8 protein-coding genes are annotated in these 12,518 nt (G+C 36.0%); 3 read left to right on the forward strand and 5 right to left on the reverse strand.

Annotated elements, in window-relative coordinates; genetic code table 11:
- Nucleotides 1-324 precede the first annotated feature (324 nt).
- Together PLA12_12805 and PLA12_12810 are read left to right on the forward strand one after the other, a co-directional pair.
- Nucleotides 325-1,782, forward strand: a complete 1,458-nt coding sequence (locus PLA12_12805) for a sulfatase-like hydrolase/transferase (GenBank protein ID HOQ33374.1) — start codon at nt 325-327, stop codon at nt 1,780-1,782.
- A gap of 74 nt (nt 1,783-1,856) precedes the next feature.
- Nucleotides 1,857-3,650, forward strand: a complete 1,794-nt coding sequence (locus tag PLA12_12810) for a putative glycoside hydrolase (GenBank protein ID HOQ33375.1) — start codon at nt 1,857-1,859, stop codon at nt 3,648-3,650.
- Between the two features lie 32 nt (nt 3,651-3,682).
- Here PLA12_12810 and PLA12_12815 read toward each other — a convergent pair whose 3' ends face one another.
- The 5 genes from PLA12_12815 to PLA12_12835 all read right to left on the reverse strand — a co-directional run bounded on the left by PLA12_12815 (nt 3,683) and on the right by PLA12_12835 (nt 12,037).
- Nucleotides 3,683-5,065 carry a hypothetical protein gene (locus PLA12_12815; GenBank protein HOQ33376.1) on the reverse strand — a complete coding sequence of 461 codons (1,383 nt, stop codon included), beginning with the start codon at nt 5,063-5,065 and terminating at the stop codon, nt 3,683-3,685.
- 173 nt (nt 5,066-5,238) lie between these two features.
- The gene (locus tag PLA12_12820) at nt 5,239-8,352 is read right to left on the reverse strand and encodes a tetratricopeptide repeat protein (GenBank protein ID HOQ33377.1); all 3,114 of its coding nucleotides are present in this window, start codon (nt 8,350-8,352) and stop codon (nt 5,239-5,241) included.
- Nucleotides 8,353-8,675: 323 nt separating this feature from the next.
- The gene (locus PLA12_12825) at nt 8,676-9,632 is read right to left on the reverse strand and encodes a DUF1559 domain-containing protein (protein ID HOQ33378.1); all 957 of its coding nucleotides are present in this window, start codon (nt 9,630-9,632) and stop codon (nt 8,676-8,678) included.
- A gap of 63 nt (nt 9,633-9,695) precedes the next feature.
- Nucleotides 9,696-10,778, reverse strand: a complete 1,083-nt coding sequence (locus PLA12_12830; protein ID HOQ33379.1) for a GntR family transcriptional regulator — start codon at nt 10,776-10,778, stop codon at nt 9,696-9,698.
- 608 nt (nt 10,779-11,386) lie between these two features.
- The gene (locus tag PLA12_12835) at nt 11,387-12,037 is read right to left on the reverse strand and encodes a class I SAM-dependent methyltransferase (GenBank protein HOQ33380.1); all 651 of its coding nucleotides are present in this window, start codon (nt 12,035-12,037) and stop codon (nt 11,387-11,389) included.
- A 90-nt stretch (nt 12,038-12,127) separates the two neighbouring features.
- Between PLA12_12835 and PLA12_12840 the strand changes: the two genes are divergently transcribed.
- Nucleotides 12,128-12,518 (forward strand): Gfo/Idh/MocA family oxidoreductase (locus tag PLA12_12840; protein ID HOQ33381.1); only part of this gene is annotated, 391 nt, incomplete at its 3' end.

The following is a 12,518-nucleotide window of genomic DNA, read 5'->3' on the forward strand; positions in this document are numbered from 1 at the left end:
CGGATGGGACGCATAGGACGGATGGGACGCATAGGACGCATGAGACACATGGGACGAATGAGACAAATGGGACACATGGGACAAGGGATGTATGGGACACATGAGACGCATAGGACGCATGAGACGGATGGGACAGGTAAAGGGAGGGGTATGTGAGGAATTGGTTTTGAAAATTTGTTGCTCGAATGTATGAATATATAAAGAATTTTGATGTTTGGTGGTTTAATGGAATTAATTGTTTTTATTTTTGGGATGTTTTTGTTATAATAGCGAAATGGGTGTAAAGTTGTAATTGTAAGTTCTTTTTAATAAGGATTTGGTTGTATGTTGATGACTCGAAGGGAATTTTTGCAGGGAACAATCGCGACAAGTCTTTTATTGCCGAATCTTCCGTTCTGTGAAATGGAGCAGAAGGAATATAATGTGGTCATGCTGATGTCGGATGAACATAATCCGCGGTATGCATCGGTATATGGTCACCCGTTTATACAGACGCCTAACATGGAACGAATGGCAAAGGAGGGTGTGGTGTTTGAAAATGCGTATTGTCCATCCCCTTTATGTCTCCCGAGTCGAAGTTCGGTGATGAGTGGGTTATATAACCATGAAACGCAGTGTTATAGTAATTGCACATTGTTTTTGGATGATTTTCCTAATTATGGAGATATTTTAGCAAAGCAAGGGGTTCATACGATCTATATTGGTAAAGCAGATGTGTATCGCAAGATTGAGGAGATGGGCTTTAGTGAGGTTCATTATGGCTGGAATCGTGAAAAATCTGGTGATCCGTCTATCCAGCGGAAACCTTTATATATACGCAAAGGCGAAGGACTAAAACGGGCAAAAGGTTGGGGTCCGCGAGAAAAGGCACATCGTAGAGACCAATTGATGATAGATACTGCCGTAGATTGGCTTAAAACGAAAGGGGCTCATTTAGACAGGCGGTTTGTTTTATGTGTCAATGTTTTAGCACCGCATTTTCCCCATTTTACAGAACCGAAGTTTTGGGAAATGTATGAGGGGAAAGGAGATGTTCCTAAGTATGGACCTGACCAACCCTCAGCCCAGCATCCTTATGCAGTTGATTTGCGGAATCATTTTGAAACAGACCAGATTCAAGGGGAGGATGTGTTAAGATTGCGACAGGGTTATTATGGATGTGTCAGTTTTGTAGATGCAATGATAGGGAAAATTATGGATACGCTGGAACAAACAGGTCTAAATAAAAACACCGTGTTTATATATACTTCTGACCATGGAGAGATGTTGGGGAAATTTGGTATGTGGTGGAAATGCTCTATGTTTGAGGATTCTGCTCGTGTGCCATTGCTTGTTTGTGGTCCGGGATTTAAAGGAGGATTGCGAGTTCAAACGCCTGTAACTACATTGGACGCCCAGGCAGGTTTCTTTCATGCTACAAAACGGGAACGACCCAAAAATTGGAAAGGAACTGCGTTACAACAGTTACAGAAAGAAGACCCTAACCGATTTGTTTTTATGGAATATCATGGGCATGGGACACGAGGTAGTAGTTTTATGGTTCGTAAAGGGGGATGGAAATTTATCTGGAATTCTGATGCGCCTCATCAGTTATTTAATTTAGATGAAGACCCGGAGGAATTGAATAATTTGATTAAGGACAATCTAAACGATGCTCCTTCCATTGTTCATGAACTTGATGATTACCTGCATTCCATCTGTGACCCTGTTGTAGAAACACAAAAAGCGGAAATGAAAATTCAGAAACAGTTGGAGGAAATGCATAGGATAGAAAAAGGATAAAGATGTACCAATAGTCATTATTCTGTTTTTATTGGGTATTTATAAATATATTTATAAATAGAGGCATTAAACAAATGCGTCATATCTGTTTGACTGTATTGTTGCTAATCTTTTTTCTGTGCGGGTTTCAAGTTTCCTGTTTTTCGGAAGAAGCATGGGATTTTTTCTCTTTGCATGCGTTTGACCATCTGGATAATTTAGATAAACAAGCAGAACCTGCTTATGAATGCGGGGTATCGGTTCTCTACGCAACGGGAGTAGGAGTATGTGGATATATGGGGATTCCACCAGCGGAACAGTGGGAAAATATTAAACGGGATGTTCAAAAATATGTTCAGCATGCTAAATCTTTGGGCATTCCTGTTGTTTTGGGTTACCTTTGTTCTACTTCTATTGTCGGATTAGAAACCTTTGACCAGAACTGGCAACCTGAATTTAAACAGCAATTTTCAAGTCCACCGAATAGTTGGCTTCAGCAGAATGTGAAAGGGGAGCCTCTTCTTTCCTGGTATGGAGGTGATTATCGTCCTGCGTGTATGAACCATCCTGAATGGAAGAAATATCAAAAATATATGGTAAAAACTTCTTTAGAGATAGGATTAGATGGTATCTTTTTTGATAATCCGACGGTTCACCAAGAAGGATGCTATTGTCCTTATTGCATGGAGGAGTTTTTACACTTCCTTGAAACCAGAGGAGATAAGATTAAAGATACTTCGCTAAATGCTTTGAGGGAATTGGCGTTAAAGAAACCTGTTGAATTCAAGAAATTCCGTTGCACCATTGCTCGTAATTTTCTTTCAGAGTTACGAAATTATGCCCGAGAGATAAACCCTAAAGCCGTTATTACAACAAATAATAGTCTTAATTCGCCAGAGGTATTATTCTCCCAATGTCATAGATATGCCTACAATATAAAAGAAATGAGTAAATCCCAGGACTTTGTTGTAATTGAAGATATGGGGTCAGCTCCACATCGCACCTCACAGGGAACAACGGTAGAGTGCGGTCCTGTGTATGATTTAGTAAATTCTATCATTGGCTCAAAGCCATTAGTGGCTGTAACGATTGCTGATAGGGATTATCATACACCGCCAAATCTTACAAATCTGGCTATCTTTGAAGCGTTTGCCCGAAACACAAACTATATGCTCTGGCCTATCTGGGAGGAATCTCAACAGGGAAAGATGCTTCAGACGATTCGTCCTTTTATGCAATGGCTCAAACGAAATGCACCTCCTATAATCACTTCAAAACGGAGAAATGATGTATTGTTGTATTTTCCATTTGAAGAATGGAGTAAACATGAGGATTGTAAGGAATTAAATATTGTAAGAAAACTAAATCAATTAAATATTCTCTATGCGGTTGCCTCTGAAGATAATTTTAAAGGATACTTTACAGAGGCAAATATCATACTTGCTTCTGAAACGGGGTTTATCCCTCCTCCCTATTCCACCTCAATCACCGAACTGTGTCGACGGAATAATAAAATATTCATTGATGCATCCCGTCCTAATTTTGAAAAGGAATTAAAAACATGTCTCCTGCATCCATCAATAAAGATACAGGGGAATGAAATGGTGCGAGGCATAATACGAGAGACATCGGATACTGTTTTTATTCTGCTTTATAACTTAAACATTGAACGCATTTCTTCTTATGAGGATAACATAATACCCGCCCGAGATATTTCTATTTCTGTTCGAATTTCTAATCCTTCTATTGGGAAGATATTGTTATCCACACCGGAAAGGGAACAGGATATTGCAGACTATGAAATTACCAAACTGGGTGATACCGACGCATACCTTACCTTTCATATTCCAGAATTGCCACTGGCAGGTATTGTGATAATAAAACCCTGATATGAGTTGTTTGAAAAGAGGTATTAGGTGTTTTAATTATTTGGTTCGGCTTTGCGTGGAAAAATATTTTTATTTTCTATCCATCGGGCAATGTGAGATCCAATAATATCTGTTTTAACATCCAAACCGAGGGGTGTCATGTGACAGACATCGCAAAAGTGATTTAGTTGAGCGTTGAATTCTTCCGCTACAGGAATGTATATAATGCCCTCTTTTTCACAAAATTTTTTAAGTTCACAATTATAGATATTTATAACATGCAAATAGGTATTATAAGTAATTTCATCATCTACAATATATAACCATGCATTTTGTATATTAAAATCGCAGTATAATCTTCCTATAAAATTGAACCATTTCAATTTAGGATAGGCAAAACTACAAATTGCCATCTGTACACCTCTTTTTTTACAGGCGCAATTCATTGCCCCTAAGTTTCTAAGGATTGTTTTTTGTAAATAGTCCGCAATGTATTCATCAGAAGGGAGTAGTTTGCGATTAAACATACGGTTTAGAAAGGCAGAATGTTTAAGGTACTTTTTGTAGGGGTTGGGCAATGCTAACCAGAATGGAATATAGTGATAACAGATGTCATTAATTGCGTTGTAATAAACTAACAAATCAGGTTGCATGGAAAGAAAATCATCAATTCGACGAACTTCACCAAAAGAACGCCCAGCACATATTCCTGCATTAATGACATCTATATTCTCTGTACTGAAGTATTTCTTTAATTTTCGTTCCATAATATTCGGATAAGTAGAATAAGTATCATTACCTTTTTCTGTAGTTGAGCCTCCAATACATACGATTCGCAGAAGATTACTTGGTTTGGGAAGTATAACATCATCATCGCGGAATCCTAAATTGTTAGTGTTAGGTGCTGGGTCAGGAGCCTTTTGAAACGGTTTATAAATTAGATTGTATACTAACCAGGGGGAATTTTCTTTCTCAGGACCTAATATTTGTCTTAGAGAAAGGGGATAGCCATTACGAGATTCTTGTGCAATTAATGATACATCCTCTTTTCCAGGAATAATTTGAACCTCATATAAGTGTGTAAATATATCCATGTATTTTAATTTAAGTTCTATCGGTTTCTCTGGAGAAGTTTTTATTATAGACAATATATTGTTCCATTCCATGTCTGTATAACCATAAAAAATTCCTTGAAGATGCTTATGAAAATTCCTTTCAAAAATAGGGTCACCGTGTGATTCAATAAGATTCCCTTTCTTATCGAATTTTATCTCTGCTACACCCTGTAAAGTAAGTTCATAGTCTTTGTTGCAGATGTAACTATCAGTAGGGATTGGTTGTTCGTTATTTTGTTTAGGGTTATTAGCAGTGGGTTTTTTACTTACAAATGATTCTTTCGTTGGTAAGGATTTAAAATCTTCTGTAAATTTCACCATCCTATATACTTTACTATTTTGTCTTTCAAAAAAGGGCTTATATAAGTAATTGGCTGTCCTTAATATGACTCGTGTCCCTAACTCTATGGATAAACATAAAACTATTGTCCATATTAATAAGAGAAAAAACATATAAAGTATTTTAAATATCAATTTCACACATCACATACCTATTATTTATATTCTTCAAGTAGTTGTTGGAATAAGTTGTTATTTGGATATAATCGGATTGCTTTTTTGAGTAAAGAAATAGCCTCATTTTTATTACCTGATGAATATTCTAATATTGCTAAACGATAATATGCTAACTGGGCACATTCTTCTGATTTTCGAGCATATCCAATAGCCTTTTTATATATTTTTTCTGCTTCTTTTGTTTGTTGGGATAGTTCATAGGCACGACCCAATCCACAGAGAATACAAGGTGAATCGGGTGCTTTCTCTTTCAGGTCAGACCATAATTCTACCCATTCCTTTTTGGATAAATAATCGGTATTATCATATATATCTTCTATTTGAATTATCGGCTCAATTTTATAGGGTGTTAGTGTAATCAAAGTTGAGGAATAATAGAAAATGCTTTCTATATCTGCGTCCTGCGTGTTGAGTAATGCACTTACAATGGGAGAATAAACAAGGTGTAGATTAGGAGTAATTTTCAATAGGAACAAAAGTATATCCAGAGCTTTTTGATAATCCTGGTTTTTGGTTAGGTAAACCCCTGCTGTAAGCATATAGGCTATTTGTTTATTTAAAGAGAGATTTGGGCAGGTCGTATCCTCTGAATTTTGTTCGGTTTTCATAGCCAGTGAAAATAGTTCTTTTAAATCATAATACATGCTTGTATATGGGGTTGCGAGTGCTATCTCTCTATTCAGAGAGATGGATTTAGAAAGGGCTTCTTTCGCAGCGTTTGCATCATCTAAACTTCTTGAATAGTAAAGCCACGCCACAGAGGAATCGGGAAGTTGTGATATAACATCTTTCCAAAAACTTTGTTTCTCTTCTTTTGAAAGGTTAATTTGCGTTAATAAATTATTTAATTTCATACCCAAGATGGGTTCATGGGGTTTATTGGAAATCAGTTGTAGATATACTGTTTTTGCTTGTTCCATTTGTCCTGCTTTTTCATAGATATTTGCCAATGCAAGTCCATATTCGAGAGAATAAGGCTCTTCCTGCATAGATTTTTGAAGTATTTCATACGCCTTTGTTATATCCCCGTTATAAAAGGCATTATTGGCGTTATTAATAGTCATACGGTTTACAGGTATTCCATACGGTTTCCAGCAAGGATTAATCATTGTTTTTGAGTAAGGGGCTATTTTTTGATACAAATCAGGTAGTTCGTCCTGTATAAAGTAATAATTGATAAATAAGGGTATGTGTTCCGGATTACAAATCTTATATATATTTTGAACTTGCAAATTATTCGTATCTTCAATTCGGATACCTATGAACCGGTTCCAGTCAGAGTTTAAGTCTCGAATATGTTCATAAATAGGGATAAAGTATCGAACATAAGCAGTGTTGTTATCTGATGGGGTGTGGTGGGTTATTGTTAAGTTGCACGAGAAATCATCCAATCCGTCATATAAAATTTGAAAGCATGCTGGGAATTTATCTACTAAAAAATCTACCACAATTATGTTCATTTCAAAAGAACAGTCAGGCATGAAAGGGTCTTCAAAAGTTAAAAATAGGGGTTTTTCAAGAGCATAGACTGTTCCTGCGTCAGTTGTATAACTTTTATAAGGTACCGGAACTTGTTCCGCTGTTTCGTAAGAGCGAAATAATTGAGTGAGTTGATAACTTTGAATTTGACGAGCAACGATTAAAACGCCTAATGCGAAAAAAATAACCGTAAAGGCAATGATAAGAGTCCTTTTTATGATTTTCTTTAACTCTTGCATGTTTTCATCTATTTTTTCTCTGCCATCCTTCCATAAGCGATAAAATCCACATAAGACGCCATTCAAGGCTAAAAAATATAGAAGATATGGGATAAATACCAGATAAAAATTATGGCGAAAATTGAATTGAAGTGTCTGAATACTCATTGCAAAAAGTAAAATTATTGAGAAAATAATTCCTTTACGGAAATCTACTGCCAAAAAAATGATGAAAACGGCAAGTGAGAGGAATGTTCGATAGGGATTTATAGGTAAGGCACTGGGTAATATACAGTCGGATATGCGTGCTATCGAAGAATAGGTTCTTATTAATATATCCGCAGGGAACCAATAAAGATAAGCAAGAAAAAGATTTCGTTTGTATAATTCTGGTTTCATTTTGATAAACAATTCATAATCATTTAAAGAATCATGATAATAATTGTGAACATCAGCAATCGCAGAAACGAGTAAGTCATTATACTTAGGTATGCGTTCGTAATTTGTGCGTTGAAGTCCAGCGAGGTCATCGTGTTCTGTTCCAAATCCCATTAAGGTATCGTGCCAGCCTAATGTGCCGAATTTATGAAATGACTGTAAAATAGGGTAAGACGAAACTAAAAATACAAGAATTGCGAGGATAACTCCTGCTATTCGGACAGGAATTTTAGGGATATGGTTTTGCTTGGGAACTATTGACAAGATAAATAAAGATAAGATGAAAAACATCATTAAATCGCGACGGAAACCTATCCCTATTCCACATGTCAGACCTGATAATAGGCAGATTAAAAGAAACCGTCGGTTGGTTCTCTTCCTCTGTATCAAATAAAAAAGAATTAGAATAACAGTTAATATAAATGGGGCTCGCGCAAAATCTCGAAGAATGGGAAGAATTACTAATGTTACCTCTGATTTCACAAAATAATAACCAACAACAAATACAGCAAAATAGGAAGGAAGAAATACCCGTGCTATAGAATAGACAATCAGCACGGTCAATACATATAAAAATACGAGAAACCATCGCAAAACTTCCCAGGAAACACCAAAAATCCGCCAGACTATACCCACAGTATATATTAAATAGCGGTGGTATTGTTGATATATATCCATTTCTTGGGCTTGAAACTGAGACGGAATATATTCTGGCGAAAATGTCTGTTCATTGAAATCCAGAAAGGAACGAAGATGAGGAATATCAGAGGGGTTTGTATTAACAAAACCTTTACCACAGGCAAAGAGAATGGATGGGATGTATAAATCGGTGGATATACTTCCTCCTGGTCCGTGCCAATCTCGTAAAAACTTCTCTGATAGTATTATAGAAAAAACAATTAGAAACAGTATTAAAATAAATTCAAATATAATTTTATAATATTTTTTTACTTTCATCAAAAACATCATTAATTTTTTAGTACAAATTTATATGCTGATAGAAAAAAATATAATTCAAAACAGTAAGACTTCTATATTATCTATAAATTAAGATATATTGCAATGTGTTTCCTATCTCTCTTCGTAATTTATGAAGTAAATGGTTAGAAAACAGATAGGAATGTTATAAGAGGTAAAGTTATAAGAGGTAAAAATGTTATTCTGGATGCAGTTGGTAATTTATTTACCTATATACTGTGAGCGTCATGGGCACACTTTCATATCTAACTTTGCTTGATAGATACTTCGTAGACAATGATTTTACAAGCGTTATCTAAAAATTAAGAGCCACCTTTTTGGATAATACCTAAAATAACTGCAAAACGGGCTAACATAGGTGGTTCCGATGGGTAACGCATAAACTGGACATGCCCATCCATAAATAATACATTCGAACCGCCGGGAATATGATTAAATTCACTGGCTAATGAACTGTAATTGTCTAACATGATAAAAATGGAACTTTGTGCCTTTGCAGATTCCGCAGGATTGTTAATGTCTGTAATAAGAAAGCGTTCTATCCCTTCCCGCAGACGATATATCGTGGAACCTCCTGCATTTCCGAAGCCGGGACTTACCGTTCCATCTTCATCCGGCTTACACGCAGAATAAGTCTGATTGTTTAAGAGATACCAATTCACCAATTTGTCAACCCAATGTTCAAAGATTTGTCGAGGTGCTTTTGTTCCTGAAGGAACCTGCACACCCATCTGACTTGCAATTGCAGATATTTCCGGGTCTGTTGGGTCTTCATCAAATTTGTCATACACCCAGCCAAAATAGGAATAACTGTGCCCTGCCTGTTCATAGGGCCAATAAATAAACGCAGGAGCATCTGGGTATTTGGTTGCTATTAGTTGTCCTGTCGGGTCGTTGAAAACGCATTCATCACGGAAAAAGATTTTATTATCTGTATCAGACGGACATACCAGAACTTTGGCATCATTCAGATATTCAGGATAAATGGACATTATATCCGGGGCTAATGCAAACTGTGGTTTTATTGTAGTGCCGGGATAATCTCTCATCTGAACGCGTGGAAATTTTCCACCGGGGGCTTCATTGGCATACATTTTAAATACCAATCCCATCTGTTTCAGATTATTTTGGCAGGATGAACGACGGGCTGCTTCTCTCGCACGGGCTAAGGCAGGAAGTAAAATAGCCGCTAATATACCGATAATAGCGATGACTACCAATAATTCGATTAGCGTGAAACCTGTTTGTTTTTTTAACATAGTCTTGCTCCTTAAATTAGAGATTCATCTTTATAAAATCAAAAAATATTTTTTCGATATTATTCATGGTTCAAATAACTGTGGTTCTGAAGGTTGCGGTAATAGTTTAACCACCTCATAAGGTTTGTCTGGCATTTGCATCCTTTGTATAAGTTTTTCACATGCTATGCGTCCCATTTCAATACTACTCTGACAAAACATCCATGCGGGGAATCTATGAGTTTGAGCGACTCCTTCATCCCCAAGAGTAGCAAACTCCATTTCATCCGGAACTTTATAGCCTAATTTTGTAATTTCTTGATAAGCAATCCACGCCAGGCTGTCGTAAGAAAATACCATTGCTGTAGGTCGTATCTTCATAGCAAGAAGTTTGTATAAGAGAGCAGGCAATTTATCTTCATAGCCGACAGCTAAAAAAGAATCATTAAAGGCAATATGGTTCTTTTCAAGGGCATTCTTATAACCTTTATATCGTTCAAAAGCGCTGGTAGAATCCAGTTCCGCAGAAATAAAAGCAATTCGTTTGTGTCCTCTTCGAATAAGGGTCTCCGTTAATTTTTCTCCAATATATTCATTATCTGAAACTACGGCATCTATAGAGATTTGCGGTAAATAACGGTCAACAAGTACAACCGGGAAATGGGAGCGTGTTAGTTTCTGTAGAAGTTCACAGTTATGCTCATTGTTAAAATGAGCCCAAAAAGCAAAACCATGTATTCCTGTTCTTTTTATATTTCGTAAAAACTTTTGCTCTGTATGAATGTCAAAATAAAGGTTGTAAGAAATGGTTTGAATAAGATTTTTCCCAGCAATTTCCATAAATCCCTGAAGTATTCGTTGGGTATGGTTTGTCTGCTGGTCCTGCATGGCAATAGCAAAGGTAGTTTTTTCGGAGGTTATGGGATAAGGACTGTAATTATCAGGAGAGCATACCTTTGTTCTTTTCCCCTGAGAACTTATCAGATATCCTTCTAATTGTAATTCATGCAAAATTTGTCGGACATATCCACGGGTAAGACCATACTCTTGCATTAACATTTTTTCAGATGGGAAATCAGTCCCCGGAGGGTAATGATGGTCCAGTATTTTATTAATTAAATCCTCTTTAACAAATTTAAGGCGTTCTCGTTTGTTTAATCGTATCAATGGTAAGTTCCCCTATTTTCCATGTAGTAAAAAGCATAACGCATTAACTTGTTATCATTAGGTTAACATATTAATAAGTTTATTTTCAATTTTTTTGCTACAAATGCAAAAACGATAATCAAATTTTCTTTTTATTTTTGTTCATGCAATTCGTAGCAAAGTAAGGAATGTTTTTTTGAAGAATTATAGAACTTAGATAACAGATTTATATTTTTTTCTCAATCGTAGATGCAAGACATGATATACACTTACTTCATTGTAAGGTCTTTTTAATAAAAGAAGAAACCACCAAGGACCCAGAGAAGCGTAAAACATGTTTCACTACATTGTGAACTCTGTGTAAAATTTTTGTGCCCTTTGTAATTGGAAGATTTATCCAGTTAAAAACACCCGAAGGGGGAACGATTCATCCACATTGAATAAAATAATGCATGATGGATTTTTTCCATTCGTTTTTATTCGTGCTATTCGTGGTTATTTACTAATTTAATTCCATTTTGAAAGAAGAAAAGGAGCGTATATCAAGTTGTTAGATATTTTTTTCATTCCTATTTTTGGTCTTTATAGTTTAGAGGTTATGTGTTGCCTATGTTCTATAGTTTTTCTTATTATTTCTTCTGTATGATTACAAGTTTTCCTCTTCGCATATTTTCTTTTGTGAAATGGTCTTGAATAGATTCTCTTCTGAATATATTATTATCAAATACTTGTTCCAGATTAGGTGTTTGGCAGAGGAAACAAGTTCCAATGGGAAGCCATTGTTTTAGGAATATTGCTAATTTTTCAGGTTTCTCAATCCCTCGAGATGTAATAACTTTTACATTTTCTTTTTGAATATGAATATGGTCTAAACATTCAGGGAATACATCGCAAACTACTTTTGTGTTTTTAATTTTAAATTTAGAAATGAGCATTTGTAGGAACCCGACTTTTTTAGTTTTGCGTTCTATAAGCAGTGCGGGTAAATCCTTTTTAGTAAGTAATATAGGTATAGCAGGAAATCCACCCCCTGTACCTATATCTAACCAGATATTTTCAGAACAATCTTTCATCATATAAGAAATATAAGGTATAAGACTTAAACTATCTTCTATATGAGGTACGCAATCTTTTTCGAGGTCATTTGAAGAGACAAGACCTAATAAGGAATTCCATTCTTTTAGCAGGGATACATATTGCCGAATTTCTGTTTGCCACTCTTCCCAATCTATAGGGTAGCCTGTAATTAATTTTTTGTAAAGGTCAATCTTCAAGGACATAGAGAAATCTTTTGATTTGTATTTTTGTTTTATTTTAACATAAGAGTATGATTGTAATAGATGTAATTGATGTATATAGAAAGGGCATGTATGTATAAAAATTTTACACGACGAACATTATTAAAAGGATGTGCTATGGGTATGGGAATGATAGTTAGCAATGCTTCCTTTTCTGCCCAGGAAAAGGAAGTTATTAAGGGTTTCGATGAGACCCATTCAAATACAGATACAGAAAAGAAATGGGAACCGTATTCTGACCGCAAAATTCGGGTTGGAATTGCTGGTTATGGTCTGTGTAAATTTGGTGCTGCCTTTGGATTTCAGGACCATCCTAATGTAGAGGTCGTAGCCGTAACGGATTTGATACCCGAGCGATGTGCTGGATTAGCGAAGGATTGTCGCTGTTCAAAAACCTATCCTTCGCTGGAAGAGATGGTAAAAGACAAAGACATAGAAGCCGTATTCGTTGCTACAGATGCCC

Origin of the sequence: Candidatus Hydrogenedens sp. (genome assembly GCA_035378955.1) — a bacterium.
Lineage (GTDB): Bacteria > Hydrogenedentota > Hydrogenedentia > Hydrogenedentales > Hydrogenedentaceae > Hydrogenedens.